The 14,977-nt window shown below is 68.8% G+C and carries 15 protein-coding genes and 7 pseudogenes; 10 read left to right on the top strand and 12 right to left on the bottom strand.

The window, feature by feature from the left end; genetic code table 11:
- Window positions 1-102: 102 nt before the first annotated feature.
- Window positions 103-387, top strand: a pseudogene (locus AD428_RS28280) (alcohol dehydrogenase catalytic domain-containing protein); the annotation flags it as partial.
- A 118-nt stretch (window positions 388-505) separates the two neighbouring features.
- Here the strand turns inward: AD428_RS28280 and AD428_RS18675 are convergent.
- Both AD428_RS18675 and AD428_RS18670 read right to left on the bottom strand, forming a co-directional pair.
- On the bottom strand, window positions 506-1,657 hold the full coding sequence (locus tag AD428_RS18675; protein ID WP_235490935.1) for a DEAD/DEAH box helicase: 1,152 nt from the start codon (window positions 1,655-1,657) through the stop codon (window positions 506-508).
- Between the two features lie 6 nt (window positions 1,658-1,663).
- Window positions 1,664-3,613 carry a DUF1998 domain-containing protein gene (locus AD428_RS18670; RefSeq protein WP_235490921.1) on the bottom strand — a complete coding sequence of 650 codons (1,950 nt, stop codon included), beginning with the start codon at window positions 3,611-3,613 and terminating at the stop codon, window positions 1,664-1,666.
- A gap of 56 nt (window positions 3,614-3,669) precedes the next feature.
- Between AD428_RS18670 and AD428_RS28275 the strand changes: the two are divergent.
- Window positions 3,670-3,939: pseudogene (locus AD428_RS28275) on the top strand (methyltransferase); the annotation flags it as partial.
- Window positions 3,940-3,996: 57 nt separating this feature from the next.
- Here the strand turns inward: AD428_RS28275 and AD428_RS18665 are convergent.
- The 3 genes and pseudogenes from AD428_RS18665 to AD428_RS18655 all read right to left on the bottom strand — a co-directional run.
- Window positions 3,997-4,650 (bottom strand): annotated as a pseudogene (locus tag AD428_RS18665) (DUF1345 domain-containing protein); the annotation flags it as partial.
- A gap of 29 nt (window positions 4,651-4,679) precedes the next feature.
- Complete coding sequence (locus AD428_RS18660; RefSeq protein WP_053246183.1) at window positions 4,680-5,204, bottom strand: chromate transporter; 525 nt, start codon at window positions 5,202-5,204, stop codon at window positions 4,680-4,682.
- Window positions 5,201-5,776: a chromate transporter gene (locus AD428_RS18655; RefSeq protein WP_053246182.1), complete on the bottom strand. Its 576-nt coding sequence runs from the start codon at window positions 5,774-5,776 to the stop codon at window positions 5,201-5,203. Before AD428_RS18655 ends, AD428_RS18660 begins: the two co-directional genes overlap by 4 nt.
- A gap of 128 nt (window positions 5,777-5,904) precedes the next feature.
- Between AD428_RS18655 and AD428_RS28270 the strand changes: the two are divergent.
- The 8 genes and pseudogenes from AD428_RS28270 to AD428_RS28980 form a co-directional block, all read left to right on the top strand.
- Window positions 5,905-6,402 (top strand): annotated as a pseudogene (locus AD428_RS28270) (LysR family transcriptional regulator); the annotation flags it as partial.
- Between the two features lie 34 nt (window positions 6,403-6,436).
- Window positions 6,437-6,721: pseudogene (locus AD428_RS28265) on the top strand (LysR substrate-binding domain-containing protein); the annotation flags it as partial.
- A gap of 272 nt (window positions 6,722-6,993) precedes the next feature.
- Window positions 6,994-7,500, top strand: a complete 507-nt coding sequence (locus AD428_RS18645; protein WP_235490918.1) for a glutamate racemase — start codon at window positions 6,994-6,996, stop codon at window positions 7,498-7,500.
- A 23-nt stretch (window positions 7,501-7,523) separates the two neighbouring features.
- Window positions 7,524-7,694 (top strand): hypothetical protein, encoded by a 171-nt coding sequence (locus AD428_RS28260; protein ID WP_235490900.1) that lies wholly within the window; start codon window positions 7,524-7,526, stop codon window positions 7,692-7,694.
- 90 nt (window positions 7,695-7,784) lie between these two features.
- On the top strand, window positions 7,785-8,210 hold the full coding sequence (locus AD428_RS18640; RefSeq protein WP_053246181.1) for a universal stress protein: 426 nt from the start codon (window positions 7,785-7,787) through the stop codon (window positions 8,208-8,210).
- Window positions 8,211-8,445: 235 nt separating this feature from the next.
- Window positions 8,446-8,715, top strand: a complete 270-nt coding sequence (locus AD428_RS28255) for a hypothetical protein (protein ID WP_235490939.1) — start codon at window positions 8,446-8,448, stop codon at window positions 8,713-8,715.
- Window positions 8,607-9,092: pseudogene (locus AD428_RS28985) on the top strand (Bug family tripartite tricarboxylate transporter substrate binding protein); the annotation flags it as partial. The gene AD428_RS28255 and the pseudogene AD428_RS28985, both read left to right, overlap by 109 nt.
- Before the next feature lie 76 nt (window positions 9,093-9,168).
- Window positions 9,169-9,414 (top strand): tripartite tricarboxylate transporter substrate-binding protein, encoded by a 246-nt coding sequence (locus AD428_RS28980; protein WP_255352278.1) that lies wholly within the window; start codon window positions 9,169-9,171, stop codon window positions 9,412-9,414.
- A 15-nt stretch (window positions 9,415-9,429) separates the two neighbouring features.
- Here the strand turns inward: AD428_RS28980 and AD428_RS18630 are convergent, their stop codons facing one another.
- The 7 genes and pseudogenes from AD428_RS18630 to AD428_RS28245 all read right to left on the bottom strand — a co-directional run bounded on the left by AD428_RS18630 (window position 9,430) and on the right by AD428_RS28245 (window position 14,538).
- On the bottom strand, window positions 9,430-10,488 hold the full coding sequence (locus AD428_RS18630) for a DUF1501 domain-containing protein (protein ID WP_369798789.1): 1,059 nt from the start codon (window positions 10,486-10,488) through the stop codon (window positions 9,430-9,432).
- A gap of 26 nt (window positions 10,489-10,514) precedes the next feature.
- Entirely contained in the window at window positions 10,515-12,368 is a 1,854-nt protein-coding gene (locus AD428_RS18625; protein ID WP_369798787.1) for a DUF1800 domain-containing protein, read from the bottom strand.
- Between the two features lie 129 nt (window positions 12,369-12,497).
- Window positions 12,498-13,202 (bottom strand): SDR family oxidoreductase, encoded by a 705-nt coding sequence (locus AD428_RS18620; RefSeq protein ID WP_053246180.1) that lies wholly within the window; start codon window positions 13,200-13,202, stop codon window positions 12,498-12,500.
- A gap of 74 nt (window positions 13,203-13,276) precedes the next feature.
- Window positions 13,277-13,726, bottom strand: a complete 450-nt coding sequence (azu, locus tag AD428_RS18615) for an azurin (RefSeq protein WP_053246184.1) — start codon at window positions 13,724-13,726, stop codon at window positions 13,277-13,279.
- Between the two features lie 114 nt (window positions 13,727-13,840).
- The gene (locus tag AD428_RS28250; RefSeq protein WP_235490896.1) at window positions 13,841-14,119 is read right to left on the bottom strand and encodes a universal stress protein; all 279 of its coding nucleotides are present in this window, start codon (window positions 14,117-14,119) and stop codon (window positions 13,841-13,843) included.
- 43 nt (window positions 14,120-14,162) lie between these two features.
- Window positions 14,163-14,270 (bottom strand): annotated as a pseudogene (locus AD428_RS28975) (universal stress protein); the annotation flags it as partial.
- A 16-nt stretch (window positions 14,271-14,286) separates the two neighbouring features.
- Window positions 14,287-14,538 carry a universal stress protein gene (locus AD428_RS28245; protein WP_235490937.1) on the bottom strand — a complete coding sequence of 84 codons (252 nt, stop codon included), beginning with the start codon at window positions 14,536-14,538 and terminating at the stop codon, window positions 14,287-14,289.
- Between the last annotated feature and the right edge of the window lie 439 nt (window positions 14,539-14,977).

Here is a 14,977-nt window from a genome sequence, read left to right as displayed (position 1 = left end):
CTTGCGGTAGAGCGCCAGGGCGGCGGCCTGGTCTGCCGCATCCACGGGGCGCGGGATCTGCGCCTGGCGTCCGAGGAACCGGCGCCGTTGGCGCCGCAGGACGTGGAGCTGCGGCTGGGGGCGGCGGGCATCTGCGGATCGGACCTGCACTATTTCCAGCATGGACGGGTGGGCGCTTTCGTGATCCGCGAACCGCTCATCCCGGGGCACGAGGCCTCGGGCGTGGTGCTGCGCGCCGGCAGCGGCGTGCACGGCCTGGAGCCGGGCATGAAAGTCGCGATCAACCCCTCGCACCCTTGCGGCGCCTGCGATTACTGCCGCGAAGGCCGTTTCAACCTGTGCCGCCACATGCGCTTCCTGGGCAGCGCCAGCGTGTACCCGCACGTGCAGGGCCTGTTCCGCGAACGCTTCGTCATGAACGCGCGCCAGCTCACGCCGGTGCCCGAAGACATTTCGCTGGGCGAGATCGCCTGCGCCGAGCCGCTGTCGATCGGCCTGCACGCGGTCAACCGCGCCGCCCGCTCAGTGGCAGGACGGTGCTGGCGCCGCCTTGCTGTTCTTGCTGCTCAACGGTTTCAGCCAGTTCGCGGCAGTAATCCTGCACGGCGTCGAAGAACGCGCCCCATTCGCCGCTGAGTTGATAGGTAAGCTCGGTTTTCATGCGGCGGGGAAAACCTCGTCCGTCATGGGTCTCGGCCTGCCATTCAACGATGTCCTTGCGACGGCGCTGGACGAAGTGGCGTGCCAATTCCTGACGCAGCGGGTCGGAGGCCGTCACTCGGCCTTGCAAGGCCGCAAAGCGCGGATCGAGCAGCGACAGCAAGTTGTAGAAGGCGGTTTCGTCACCAGAGTGAGGGGTGGCGGTCAGCAGAATCAGGTGTCGCTGCGCGTCACGGGCAAGGCGTTGCAGCAACTCGAAGCGCAATTGCTTGCCTGCGCCGCTGCTGGCGCAGGTGTGGGCCTCGTCAACGATGATGCATTCGGGGGCGGTAGCGAGAAACTGTTCGCGGTGGCGTTCGCTCTTGATGTAGTCCAGGCTGACGACCACCACGGGATGATGGTCGAACAGGCGCACTCCATGCGGAAGATCACGTTCGATGCGGGAGGCCGAAGACGAAGTCAACGCCACGGCCTGAAGGTTGAAGCGGGTTTCCAACTCATTTTGCCACTGCTCGACAAGGTGTGGCGGGCAAAGAATGGCCAGGCGGGCGATTTCGCCACGGTCCATGAGCTCTCGTGCGATCAGGCCGGCTTCGATGGTCTTGCCGATGCCAACGTCATCAGCGATCAGCAGGCGCACAGTGGACAGGCGCAGTGCCATCAGCAACGGCACAAGTTGGTAGCCGCGAGGCTCCACCGCGATATTGCCAAAGGAGCGGAATGGGCCGGCGCCTGCGCGCAGGGTCAGGCGCAAGGCATCGCGTAGCAACAGCGCGGCGGCATGGTTGCCGGCGCGTGCAGGATCGGGCCAGTCGAAGGTGGCAGGTTCGACGGGATGCAGTTCCAACTCGGGGATCAGGGCGATGCTTTCGTCATCGGCGCCGCTCAATGGGCGCAGGCGCAGCCAGTCGCGGCGGGAGTCGCTCTGCACCACCCATTCGCGGCCTCGGGCGCGCACCAGGTTGCCGGGTAGAAAGTCGTGTTCGAGGATCGTCATGCGCCTTTATTCCTTGGAACCGAACACATCGGCGTGCGCGGCGAATTGTTGTGGCCAGCGTGAAGCGTCCGAGAAATCGAGCACCTGCCAGCCTTTGTCCTGCAGTACGCTGGTGGTCTGATCATCCACAGCGGACAGAAACACCAAAGCACGAGATGCCTTGTACTGGGCCGCCGCAGTGGCTACGCCATTGTTGACGGACACGTTGACCGCATCAGGTTGCACGGCCCCTGCCTGGCTGAGCGCGGACAGCCAGGCGTCGAGTGGCTCGTCTGCCAAGATCGCCGCTGCAACGGGGGCCGCGCTGCATTCCACAGGCTGTACCTGAGCATTGGCCAGCGCGACCAGCAGCTTGAGCGCATCCGCATTGCGGCGGTTGATGTGTTCGTGATCCGGCTGGTTGAAGTACGACAGCAGGCACTGATAGCAGCCGGCTTCGCACTGATGATTGCAAAGTGCATCGGTCTGTTCCAGCGACGGCAAATCGTCCAGCGTCCAAATGCCGCTCTGCGGTTTGCGATAGTGAATCAGTTGCAGGGCATTGCTGGCTACGAGTGCAAGGTCGTCGCGATTGTTTGCCAGGCGAGTGAGCACACCCGCACCGCCTTCCGCCGCTTCGTAGAACAGCAAGGCGCGGCGCTCATCGGACTTCGGCAGTGGCTCGACCACCAGTTCGGATTCCTCGATCTGGAAAGTCATTTCGATGCCGCGCTTGAGCGCGGCCTGCAAAGTGGCCATGGCCTCCAGCGACAGGGCATGTACGGGAGCGAAGATCAGCAGATTGCGATGATCTTCCACAAAAGGAACGATGCGCTGGTTGGGCACCTTCTCCAGCAAAGCATCGTCGCCGCCCTGGTCGTCTTCCGCATCCGGTGCGTCCTGCTTGCTCCAGGTGCCCGTGATGGGGTTGATGTAGAAGCCCAGTTGCTCCTTGTCTTTGCGCCTGCGCCAGCCGCGATTGATGCGCCAGATTTGCGCAGCGGGCGCGTAGGTGAGCTCGCCTAGCACGTCCTCACCTTGTTGGATCGTGGCCTTCTGCCGCTGGATACGGCCATCGGGGCCGGGTAGAAAGCGGTAGGTGGTTTGCAGCTCGAAGCCCTGACGCTGGCGCTCCTCGTCGTTGATGGAGATGCGCTCGGTGGCCACGGTCTCCACGGTTTCGATGCGGTAGAGCTCGCGCACCCAATCGTGCTCGGTGAGCAAGGCGTCGCAGTTCTCGCAGCGATTGACCAGCGGCTGTTCGCCGCCCGGCTCTCCGAGATGGCCGTAGCCGCATTGGCTGCACACCAACGAGGCAATGGTGGCCAACTGGCTGTTGCCGGAAATGTGGTCTGTATTGCCTACGTTGAGTTTGGCACGCACCACGCGGTACATGCGGCCCTGGTGATAAATGAGGCTGCGGGGACCGAATTCGGACAGGGCCAGGAAGCGCGGCCGGCTGACCATGCTGCCTTCGTCATCCTTGCCATTGACGGCCTGGCCGCCACGGGCGGGAATCCAGGCCATCAACGGTAGGCGCGGGAAGTTGTAGCCTGGCAGGAAGCCTTGGCTGGCCAAGTAGCGATAGGTATAGAAATCATTGTTCTGGCCGTTGCCGGACTTGAGCAATACGGCGTACTGGCGCGCGGCGTCGCCGTAGCGGCGCTGGGCATTTTGGCGTTCCGTGTGCGAGGCGGTATGGCTCTTGACGATGCGATCAGCCATATCCATCTGTTGGCGGGTGGCATCGAACAGCACGCGCCAGCGCTCCAACGCCCCAGAGAACGCTTGCGCCGCGTTGTCGATGACCTGGCGCACATAGTCAGGAGTGAACCAGGCGCTGCCTTCAAGCTCGCCCTCAAGCTGGTCGATGACCCGTCCGGCACTGGCCAAGGCACGCTGCTGGACAGCCTGCGCCCGCAGTGCTTCGTGCAAGGGCTGTTTCAGTGGTTTACCGGGCTGGTCGAGATCCAGCATGGGCGCAATGCTGTCGTCCAGTGGCACCTGGGTACTGGCAAGCCAGACCGCTTGCAGACAGCCGCATGCTGAGCGGGTTTCTCCAGGGCCTGGCATCCCATCTGGCGCCGGGCGGCGAAGGCTGGCTGATTCTTTCCGACCTGGCCGAGCACCTGGAATTGCGCAGCCGCGCGGAACTGCTCGAGATGATCGACGGCGCCGGCCTGCGCGTGGCGGGCCGCCTCGACACGCGCCCCGTGCACGGCCGGGCCCGCGACGCCGGCGATCCGCTGCACGCGGCGCGCTCGCGCGAGACGACCTCGCTCTGGCGCCTGGCGGCGGCCTGACGGCCGGCTCGGCCGCCTACGCGCGGCCGCCGCCACGTTGACGCTGATGGCGATGATGAACACGTTGAAGAAAAACGCGATCACGCTGTGGATGAGCACGGTGCGCCGCAGGCGCCGGTTCACGATCTGCACGTCCGACACCTGGAACGTCATGCCCAGCACCAGCGCGAAGTACGCGAAGTCCCAGTAGTCGGGCTCCTGGGTGCCGGGAAAGTCCAGTCCGTTGTGCATGGCGTTGCGGTGACTGTAGTAGCCGTGCGCGTAATGCAGGGCGAAGATCATGTTCATGTAGAGCCAGGACAGCACGATGGTGGACGCGGCGGCGACGATGGCCAGCACGCCCGGCGCGTCGCCTTCGGCGCGCAGCTCCACCCACAGCGCCATCATCACCATGCAGGAAAGCGCCACGCTGCTCCAGAGCACGCCGGCGCCGGCCACGTCCTGCTGCTGCGCCCGCACGCGCATCTGGGGCACGCTGGTGCGCCCGAACGCCCGCACGGTGACCACCAGGAACACCAGGGCCGCCGCGTCGAACCCCGTCAGCAAGGCCAGGCCGACCGATACGCCATAGGCCGCCAGGCCGCCCGCCGCCGCGGCGAACAGCAGCGCGCACACCACCAGGCGGCGGTGCGCGTGCCAGAACGGCAGACTGGGAATATCGGGAGGGGGCGCATCCGGGCCGGTTTCGGACGGCTTGGCCTGCGAGGACATCATCGGGCTCCTGTGGCGACCGCCCGGGATCAGGCGATGCCGAACAACCCGACCATACTGCCTGCAAACAGCAGCCACAAGGGATGGATGCGCGTGAAGCTGCCCAGGGCCGCCACGGCCGCCGTGATGGCGCCCAGCAGCCAGGTGTGCGCCGACGCCTCGGTGATGAGCGCGGCGCTGGCCGCCACCAGCCCCACGGTCATGGGGAAGATGCCGGCCTGGATCACGCCGCGCCAGGGGCGGTCCTTGAACCGCTCCCACAGGCCCAGGGCCGCGATGGTGATGAGCGACGAAGGGCCGAACTTGGCGATGGTGGTGACGAGCATGCCGGCCCACCCGGCCACGTGCCAGCCCACCAGCGTGACCACCATCAGGTTGGGGCCGGGCGCGGCCTGTCCCAGCGCGAACAGCGCGGAGAAATCCGCCGCGCTCATCCAGCCGTGCACCTCGACCACCTGGCGCTGCATTTCGGGCAGGATGGTGTTGCCGCCGCCGAAGGCCAGCACCGAGAGCTGGGAAAAGATCAGCGCGAGCGCGATGAGCGTCTGGATCATTGACGGCGCCTCCAGACCAGCAGAATGCTCAGCGGCGTGAGCACCGCCATGGTGGGCAGCAGCGGGACGCGCAGCACGGCGATCGCCACGAAACAGGCCAGCGCGACCACGCCCGACAACCAGTCGCGGCGCTGCAGCACGGGCAGCCCGATCTTCACGGCCATGGAAATCAGCAGGCCGGCCGCGGCCGCGGCCAGACCCGCGAACAAGTGCTGCACGTGCGGATCGTTCTGGAAGCGGTCGTACACCATGCCCAGCATGACCACGATGGCCGAGGGCGCCAGGATCAGCCCCAGCAGCGCCGCCAGCGCGCCGCGCGGGCCGCGGAATTTCATGCCCAGCGCCACCGACAGGTTGATGATGTTGCCGCCGGGCAGGAACTGGCACAGCCCCAGCAGATCGGTGAACTCCGGGCCGCTCAGCCAGCGGTGCTTCTCGACCACCATGCGGCGCGCCAGGGGCAGCGCGCCGCCGAAGGCGGTCAGGCCGAGCATCAGGAAACCGGAGAAGAGTTGCCCGCAAGTGGGCGGCGGCCGCAGGTCGGCCTCGACGGGGAATGCTGCGCTTTTCATGCTTCATGCCGGCGCGGGGCCGGTCGGTGGGTCCGGACGGATGGCCGGAAAGAACGAGACTCGCAGCCTACTCCTGACATTGGATAATGTCTAATATATGACAACGTAATTACTCATATTCAACCGATATGGCATCCGTGGACCTGCGCCTGCTGCGCTACTTCCTGGCCGTGGCCGAGGAAGGCCATCTCACCAAGGCGGCCGAGCGCCTGGGCATCCGCCAGCCGCCGCTCAGCCAGCAGATCCGCGTGCTGGAGGCCGAGCTGGGCGTGGCGCTCTTTCATCGCCTGCCCCGGGGCATGGAACTCACCGAAGGCGGCCGCGCCCTGCTGGAAGACGCCCGCCAGATCGTGAGCCTGGTGGACCAGGCGGTCGAAGGCGTGCGGCGCGTGTCGCGCGGCGAAACCGGCCGCCTCACCGTGGGCTTCACCGGCTCGGCCGCCTTCCATCCGTTCGTGCCCTCGCTCATCCGGCGCTTCCGCGAAAGCACGCCCGATGTCCGCCTGGAACTGGAGGAAAGCAGTACCGGCGAGCTGATGGACGCCGTGGCCCAGGGCCGCGTGGACGCGGCTTTCGTGCGGGGCGACTACGGCCCCGGCCACGGCATCGTGGCCGAACCGGTGCTGGAGGAAACCATGCTGGCGGCGTTTCCAGCCGGGCATGCGGCGCTGCAGGGCGGCGCGCGCCGGCATATCGCCCTGGCCGAGGCTGGCGGGGGAATCCCTCATCCTGTACCGGCGCCACAGCGGGCCGGGCCTGTACGACGCCATCATTTCCGCCTGCGGGGCGGCCGGCTTCAGCCCGCGCGTGGCGCAGGAGCCGCCGCGCATCCTGTCCACGCTGAGCCTGGTGGCGGCCGGCCTGGGCGTGTCGCTGGTGCCCGCCTCGCTGCGCCGCGTCAACATCGAAGGCGTGGCCTACGTGCCGGTCAGCGAGCCGGCCTCGCTGCGCGCCCCGCTCAACCTGATCTGGCGCGACGCCGCCCCCTCGGGCGCGGTGCGCGCCTCATCGCGGAAGTGCGGCGGCACGCCGCCACGCTGCAAGCCGCCGGCGGCGCTACACTTGCCGCCTACTAGGGCGTGTCGGCACGCCCCGAGCCATTCCGTTGTTCCCATGCCTGCCCCTACACCCCATCGGGGTCTACGACTCCGGCGTCGGCGGCTTGAGCGTGCTGCGCGCCATCCGCGACGACCCTGCCCGGCGAAGACCTGCTCTACGTGGCCGACTCGGCCCATGTCCCCTACGGCGAAAAATCCCCGGCGGCCGTCGCCGCCCGGGCCCGCGCCATCGCGGACCGCTTCGTCCGCCTGCGCGCCAAAGCTATCGTCGTGGCCTGCAACACCGCCACCGCCGCCGCCATCGGCGAACTGCGCGCCCTCCATCCCGGACGCATCATCATCGGCGTGGAGCCGGCCATCAAGCCCGCCGCCCACCTCACCGCGAGCGGCGTGATCGGCGTGTTCGCCACCACCGGCACCCTGGCCAGCCCGCGCTTTGCCGCGCTGGCGCAACGCGAGGCGCCCGAGGTCCGCATCCTCCTGAAACCCTGCCCGCAATGGGTGCGGCTGGTGGAACAGGGCGAGCTGGAGGGCGCCGCGGGCGACGCGGCCCGTGCGCCAGCCGGTGCAGGAACTGCTCGCCGCGGGCGCCGACGTGCTGGTGCTGGGCTGCACGCATTTCCCTTCCTGCGCGCCGCCATCCAGGCGGCCGCCGGCCCGGCGTAACGCTGCTCGACACCGGCGCGCCCGTGGCGCGCTGGCTGCGCCACCAGCTGCAGACACGGCATTTGCTCAACCCCGCAACGGCCGGCCGCCTCGAGCTGGCCGCCACGGGAAATCCGCGGGCGCTGGCGCGCGCCGCGCGCGCGCTGCTCGGCCTGGACCTGCCCGTGCAGCCGGTGCCCGCCGCATGGTGCTGAACCGCCCGCGCTTTGCGCCGCCGCAAGCCCGCCGCCCGCGATTTCCGGTAAAGTCGGAAAGACGTCGGGTTTCCCCACGAGGCAATGGCGATGAAACGCATCTTGATTCCCACTGACGGATCCCAGGCGTCTCTGCACGCGGTGCAAGCGCTGCTGCAGGCGCGCCGCTACGATCCTGTCTCGCAAGTGGACCTGCTCACGGTGCAGCCGCCGCTGCCCGTCGGCCTGCTCGACCGCCCGCTGGCGCCCGAAGAACTCGACGCGCTGTGCCGCGAAACCGGCGAGCACGCGCAGCGCGAAGCCGCCCGCCTGCTCGACGATGCGGGTCTGCCCTGCAACCGCCGGGTCGAGCTCGGACCGCCCGCCGAAACCATCGCGCGCGTGGCGGCCGAGACCGGCGCCAATGAAATCTACATGGGCTCGCGCGGGCTGGGCTCGCTGTCCTCCGTGCTGCTGGGCTCGGTCGCCGCCAAGGTGCTGCGCCTGACGGAACTACCCGTCACCCTGGCCAAGTAATGCGCAAGGAGCGGACATGCTGAAGATCCTGGTTCCCGTGGACGGCTCCGAATCCAGCCTGCGCGCCGTGCGCCACGCCTGCGCCCTGGCGGGCGGCGCGNGCGGCCGCCTGGCCGGAGCCGGCCCCGCCCCAACACGCCTGAACACGCCCCCGATACGCATTTCGCCGGGCGCCCGCCGCGGCGCCTTGTTTTCCAGGTCCGGCAGAGACCATTTTTCATTCAGGAGACGCATCATGAAACCCGCCTTGTTCCGACTTGCCTGCGCCGCCGCGCTCGCCTTCGCCCTCGGGCAGGCGCCCGCGCAGGCCGCCTACCCCGATCACCCGGTGACGCTGGTCTTCCCACCGCCCCTGGCGGCGGCAACGATGCGCTGGCTCGCGTGGTGGGCCAGAAAATGGGCGAGCTGCTGGGCCAGACCGTCATCGTGGTCAACAAGCCCGGCGCGCAGGGCGCCATCGCGTCCGACTACGTGGCCCGCGCCGAGCCCGACGGCTACACGCTGATGCTGGGCTATATCGGCACGCACGGCATCAATCCCGCCTTGCAGAAGCTCAATTACGATCCGGTCAAGGACTTCGCGCCCATCGGCATGGTGGCCAGCTCGCCCACGCTGCTGGTGGTGTCTTCCACGCTCGACGTGAAGGACGTGGCGGGCCTGGTGCGCTACGCGCATGAACACCCCAACGACCTGAGCTTTGCCTCGGCCGGCCCCGGCACCGCGCCCGCCGTGGCGGGCGAGCTCTTCAACCAGGCCATCGGCGCCACCATGCTCGACGTGCCCTACAAGGGCTCGGCGCCCGCCATGACGGATACGCTGGCCGGCACCACGCAAGTGATGTTCCCGAGCCTGTTCAGCGCCTATCCGCACCTGAAGTCGGGCCGCATCCGCGCGCTCGCGGTGGCCGGCCACGACCGCAGCGCCGTGCTGCCGACCTGCCCACGCTGGCCGAGGCGGCGTGCCCGGCGTGGAAGTGCCGCAGTGGTACGCCATTTTCGCGCCCGCGAAGACGGACCCCGCCGTGGTGGAAAAGCTCAACGCCGCGCTCAACCAGGCCCTGGCCGATCCGCAAGTGAGCGCCAAGATCGGCGAGCAGGGCGCGGAGGTCCGCCGCTCGTCGCCGGCGGAGCTGGGCGCCTTCGTGCAGAGCGAAGTGCAGCGCTGGCGACAGCTCGCCTCGCGCTCGCGCCTGGCGGCAAACTGAGGAGCGGGGGCGCGGTCAGAACAGCGCGACGGCCCGGGCGTCGAAATGGCGCAGATTGGGGAACACGAGCCCAAGCTCGTCTTCTTCCGCCCCGAACCAGCGGCCCAGCGCCGCGCCGAACTGATCCACCGCCATGGTGGGCAGCAGGCGGCCGTTGTCGACGAAGCCGGGCCCGTCCACGGCGATATCGGGATGCGTGCCGTAGTAGCGGCCGCCCTTGACGGCGCCGCCCAGCACGAAATGGTGGGCGCCCCAGCCGTGGTCCGAGCCGTTGCCGTTGGACCCCAGCGTGCGGCCGAACTCCGAGGCGGTGAAGGTGGTGACCTGGCCGGCCACGCCCAGGCTTTCCATGGCCTGCTGGAAGGCCGACAGCGCCTGGCCCAGTTCCCCGAGCAGGGCGGGGTGGGTGTCGCGCAGGCCGGTATGGTTGTCGTAGCCGTTCTGCGACACGAAGAACACCTGGCGGCGCGCACCCAGCGCCTCGCGCGCCGCGATGATGCGGGCGACGATCTGCAGCTGCTGCGCCAGCGGCGTGGAGAAGTCGCCCGGCACCGCCACACCGGCCAGCGCCGCGCGCAGGCGCGTATCGGCGTCGATGGACTGCGCCGCGATGCGCGAAAGCTCGCGCTCCATCAGGTGCTCGCGCGGCTGGGTAATGAGCCGGCGCAGCAGCGCGGTGCAGTCGCTGGACCCGTACATATCGCGCTGCAGCAGCTCAATGCGCGTCGAGCCTTGCACGCCTACCCGGTATCCCGCCACCTGACGGCCCGCCAGCAGCACCGTGGAGCCGCCCGCCGTAATGCCGGTGAAGCTGCGCTGCGCGTTGGCGCCGGCGAAGAGATCGGTGAGCCGGCCCGCCCAGCCCGACGCCGCGCCTTCCGGGGCCAGCGCCTGCCAGTACGATTGCTGATCGTTGTGCGAGAACAGCTTGGGCGGCAGCGGCACGCGCGCGCCGATGTACTCGGCCTTGGTGGTGGGCACCACCAGCGGGCCCACGTTGAGCAGCACCGCCATGCGGCCGCGCTCGAACCAGGGCTTGAGCGGCGCCAGCGCGGGCGCCAGCGCGAATTGCATGCCCGGACCACCGGACCCTTCCGGCGTCAACGCGGTGCCCGCCAGCGCCTGGCGGGGCAGCGCGATGTCGGTGCGCGCCCTGGCGTAGGCGCGATAGGCGGCATCGTGCAGGGCACCAGCGTGTTGTAGGGGTCGTTGCCGCCATACAGAAAGACGCAGACCAGCGCTTTGTAGGATTGCGCGGGCGCGGACTGCGCCGCCGCCGCGCCCAGCGCCGCCAGGTTGACGGCCATGGGCAGCGCGCCGCCCGCCGCGCCCAGGGCGCAGGCGCGGCGCAGGAAGCGGCGGCGGTCGGGCGAGTCGGGCCGGTTCATTTCTGCACCAGGTATTCGGGGCGTGGCAGCCACCAGCATGAGGCCGCGCGCCACCCGGTCGCGCGGCGGCCGGCCGGAATCTTCTCCACCGCCGCGGCGATGGCCGCCGCGGTCTGCGCGCTGAAGGCCGGCGCCCGCCAGCAGCAGCACGATGCGGTCCACCAGCGCCCGGGCATCGCCCGCCAGCGCCATCTCCGCCGCATACGAAGTCTGCAGGTCTTCCCAGCCCCGGTCCACATAGATGGAAAGAAAGTTGAGATATCCCGCCACGCTGGTTTCGTCGGTGATCTGCAGCTCGGGCGCGACCAGGTGGCGCCGGGCCAGCTCGGTGACCGGCGGCGTATAGCGAGGCCGGAAAAAATTGAACACGCTGGGCGAGCGCATGGGGCTCTGCGCCAGCCGGATGGTGTTGTCGGTGGTGTCGGGCATGGCCCAGGCGCCGTTCACCGACGTGGCGCCGAAAGCGCGGGCCCAGGCCGCGAAGCGCACGATGGGCTCGCGCACCTTGCCCCAGGCGGGAGAATCCAGGTCGGGGAAGCGCGCCTCGCGGTCCAGCAGAATGGCCCGCACCACGGCCTTCAGATTGCCCCGCCGCCCGCTGCCGTCGTCGTTGAACACCGTCGACACGCGCGCCACGTAAGCCGGGCTGGGGTTGCTCGTGACCAGCCGCTGGATGAGCTGCGTGCCGATGAAAGGCGCCACGTTCGGATGGCCGCTGATCACCTCCATGGCGCGCGCCAGCGACAGATGGCCGTCGGTGCCGGGCGGAATCACCGCGCCCAGGAAACGCTTCTCGGCCATCGAATGCAGGGCATTGTTCAGCGCCATGGGGCGGCGGTGGAACCCGACGTCGGTTTCGGGGCCGTCCAGGTCCCAGCCCGTGAACACCTTGGCCAGGCCCTGCACGTCGGCATTGGTGTAGGTTTCCACCGGCTTGCCGTCCACCAGCCTGACCGTGCCGTCGTCGTTGAGCAGCACGAGCCCGATGCTGAATAACTGCATGATTTCGCGCGCGTAGTTCTCGTCGGGGTGGCGGCCCGTGCGCGGGTCTTCCTTGCGGTTGCCGCGGTACGTCAGCATGCAGCCCATGGACAGATTGCGCGACACCGCCGTCAGCAGCTCGCGGTAATCGCCCAGCGCGTGCTCGGCCAGCAGGTCCATGAACCCGGCCGCGCCGAACAGCGGCCAGGACGCCGTGATGGCAGACACGCCCACCACGAAAATCTCCGACAGCGCAAAGGCCACGCGCGTGCGCACCTGGTCCGGCGCGGAGATGAACTTGCGCCACAGTGTGGATTCCAGCGGCGCGTTGATGCCGTTGCCCTTGAACTCCTCGGTGTTCTTGCCTTGCGCGATGAGCCAGTCGAAATGCGTCTGCGAAGGCGGCATCTCGAGCTGCGCATCGAGCCACGCGGCATAGCCGTCGCGCATCACCGCCTCGATGTCGGCCGGCGCGGGGCCGAACGTGGCCTGGGCCAGGAACCGCGAGGCCTGGCCGGCCGTGGGCTTGGGATACCGGGCGAAAGCGGCCTGCGCGTCGGCCGCGGACGGCGGCGCGGCGGTCATGCGGACACCTCTCGTCTGGCGCGAAAAGCTAAGGTACTCAAGAGGCCGCGGCGGTTCAATACCGCCGTTAGGACGAGAGACTACGACTTAAGTCGTAGTTCCCGCGAGCCGCGCCGTGTCGCCGCGCCGCTATACCGACCGCGTGATGCCCCCGTCGATGCGGATGTTCTGGCCGGTAATGTACGAGGAAGAATCCGACGCCAGGAAGGCGATGAGCTCGGCGACTTCCTCGGCCTTGCCGTAGCGGCCCATGGGGATGCGCGAGCGGCGGTCTTCTTTTTCGGGCAGGCTGTCGATGAAACCGGGCAGCACGTTGTTCATGCGCACGTTGTGCGGCGCGTATTCGTCGGCGAACACCTTGGCGAAGGCGGCCAGGCCGGCGCGGAATACGCCCGAGGTGGGAAAGAGCGCTTCCGGCTCGAAGGTGGCGTAGGTGGAGATGTTGACGATGGAGCCGGATTGCTGCTGCTTCATGACGGGCGCCACCAGCCGCGTGATGCGCACCACGTTCAGCAGGTAGAACTCCATGCCCAGGTGCCAGTCGTCGTCGCTGATCTCCAGCAGCGGCCCCTTGGGGCCGTGGCCGGCGCTGTTGACCACGGCATCGACGCGGCCCCATCGCGCCAGGGTCGCGTCGACCAGCCGGGCCAGGTCGTCGGGCGAGCGGTTGGACCCGGTGACGCCCAGGCCGCCCAGCGACCGGGCCAGGGCCTCGCCCTTGCCCGAAGACGACAGAATGGCCACACGGTATCCGTCGGCCGCGAGCTTGCGGGCCGCCGCCGCGCCCATGCCGCTGCCGCCGGCGGTGACGATTGCTACTTTTTCGTTGCTCATGCCTGCTCCTGTCGGGGATTCCGGAAGCGGCCATTGTAGGGCTGCGGCGCGGCCCCGGCGGAGCGCGGGCGGGATCAGTCCGCCAGCTTGAGCACGCCCTTCATCACGGCGAAGTGTCCGGGGAAGGAGCAGAAATAGGCATAGTCCTGGCCCGCGGCCAGCTTGCTGACGTCGAACGTGACCGAATCCGATTCGCCGCCGCCGATGACCTTGGTGTGGGCGATGACGCGGGCATCTCCCTTCTTGACGTAGTCGTTGTCCAGGCCGGCGGCCATGCCGTCGGTGGCCACGCCCTGCAGGTCCGCCTGGCGGGTCAGCACCCAGTTATGGCCCATGACGTTCTTGGCCAGCTTGCCCGGATGCGTGAGGTTCACCGTGAACTGCTTGCAGCGCTTGCTGACGGTGATTTCCTTCTTGTCGAACTGCATCTGGTCGTTGCCGGCGATGTCCACCGAGCATTCGGCGGCCAGCGCGGGCGAGCAGGCGGCGGCGAGCAGGGCGGCCAGGCCGAGTTTCTTCAACATCATGTTCATGCCTCCAAAGGTGCGGAATGCGGGACAGGCCCGCTGCCGGCATTGTCGCGCGGCGGGCGGGGCGGACGTTTGACGCAGCGCAAGCGCGGTCGCCGCGCCTGATGCTCAGCGAAGCAGGGTGACAGGCAGGTCGGATAGCTGCAGCACTTGGTTGGCCACCGAGCCCAGGAATACGCCGGCCAGCGCGCCGTTGCCGCGCGAGCCCATGACGATGCGCTCGCAGCCGTGGCGGCGCGCATGTTCGACGATTTCCTGCGCCGGCTTGCCGAGCGCCACCTCGGCAGTGTGCGCCGTTTGCGCCGTGCGCGCCAGCGCGAGGGCATCCTTGAGCGCGTCCTCGCCTTCGCGGCGGTAGAAGTCGTCGATCATTTCCTGCGTGATCATGCGCGACAGGCCGGCGCGTCCGCGCGGCGGGGTCTGCACGGTTGAGCAGGTAGAGGCGGGCGGCGGGCGCGCCGCCCGCCAGGGCGCAGGCGTGGCGCACGGCGCGCAGGCTGGATTCGGAGCCGTCCACGGGAACCAGGATCTTCAGCATGTCCGCTCCTTGCGCATTACTTGGCCAGGGTGACGGGTAGTTCCGTCAGGCGCAGCACCTTGGCGGCGACCGAGCCCAGCAGCACGGAGGACAGCGAGCCCAGCCCGCGCGAGCCCATGTAGATTTCATTGGCGCCGGTCTCGGCCGCCACGCGCGCGATGGTTTCGGCGGGCGGTCCGAGCTCGACCCGGCGGTTGCAGGGCAGACCCGCATCGTCGAGCAGGCGGGCGGCTTCGCGCTGCGCGTGCTCGCCGGTTTCGCGGCACAGCGCGTCGAGTTCTTCGGGGCGCCAGCGGGCGGTCGAGCAGGCCGACGGGGCAGCGGCGGCTGCACCGTGAGCAGGTCCACTTGCGAGACAGGATCGTAGCGGCGCGCCTGCAGCAGCGCTTGCACCGCGTGCAGAGACGCCTGGGATCCGTCAGTGGGAATCAAGATGCGTTTCATCGCCATTGCCTCGTGGGGAAACCCGACGTCTTTCCGACTTTACCGGAAATCGCGGGCGGCGGGCTTGCGGCGGCGCAAAGCGCGGGCGGTTCAGCACCATGCGGCGGGCACCGGCTGCACGGGCAGGTCCAGGCCGAGCAGCGCGCGCGCGGCGCGCGCCTGCGCCGCGGATTTCCCGTGGCGGCCAGCTCGAGGCGCCGGCCGTTGCGGGTTGAGCAATGCCGTGTCTGCAGCTGGTGGCGCAGCCAGCGCGCCACGGCGCG

Source organism: Achromobacter sp. DMS1, assembly GCF_001270295.1.
Note: the sequence above shows the minus strand (reverse complement) of the source record. Positions and strands in the feature narration are given on the sequence as shown.

Bases quoted from the DNA above. Each gene is read 5' to 3' on its own strand.
- AD428_RS18675 (WP_235490935.1), bottom strand. From the start codon at position 1,657: ATGACGATCCTCGAACACGACTTTCTACCCGGCAACCTGGTGCGCGCC.
- AD428_RS18670 (WP_235490921.1), bottom strand. From the start codon at position 3,613: ATGCTGGATCTCGACCAGCCCGGTAAACCACTGAAACAGCCCTTGCAC.
- AD428_RS18660 (WP_053246183.1), bottom strand. From the start codon at position 5,204: ATGATCCAGACGCTCATCGCGCTCGCGCTGATCTTTTCCCAGCTCTCG.
- AD428_RS18655 (WP_053246182.1), bottom strand. From the start codon at position 5,776: ATGAAAAGCGCAGCATTCCCCGTCGAGGCCGACCTGCGGCCGCCGCCC.
- AD428_RS18640 (WP_053246181.1), top strand. From the start codon at position 7,785: ATGAAACGCATCTTGATTCCCACTGACGGATCCCAGGCGTCTCTGCAC.
- AD428_RS28255 (WP_235490939.1), top strand. From the start codon at position 8,446: ATGAAACCCGCCTTGTTCCGACTTGCCTGCGCCGCCGCGCTCGCCTTC.
- AD428_RS18630 (WP_369798789.1), bottom strand. From the start codon at position 10,488: ATGCAATTCGCGCTGGCGCCCGCGCTGGCGCCGCTCAAGCCCTGGTTC.
- AD428_RS18625 (WP_369798787.1), bottom strand. From the start codon at position 12,368: ATGACCGCCGCGCCGCCGTCCGCGGCCGACGCGCAGGCCGCTTTCGCC.
- AD428_RS18620 (WP_053246180.1), bottom strand. From the start codon at position 13,202: ATGAGCAACGAAAAAGTAGCAATCGTCACCGCCGGCGGCAGCGGCATG.
- azu (WP_053246184.1), bottom strand. From the start codon at position 13,726: ATGTTGAAGAAACTCGGCCTGGCCGCCCTGCTCGCCGCCGCCTGCTCG.
- AD428_RS28250 (WP_235490896.1), bottom strand. From the start codon at position 14,119: ATGATCACGCAGGAAATGATCGACGACTTCTACCGCCGCGAAGGCGAG.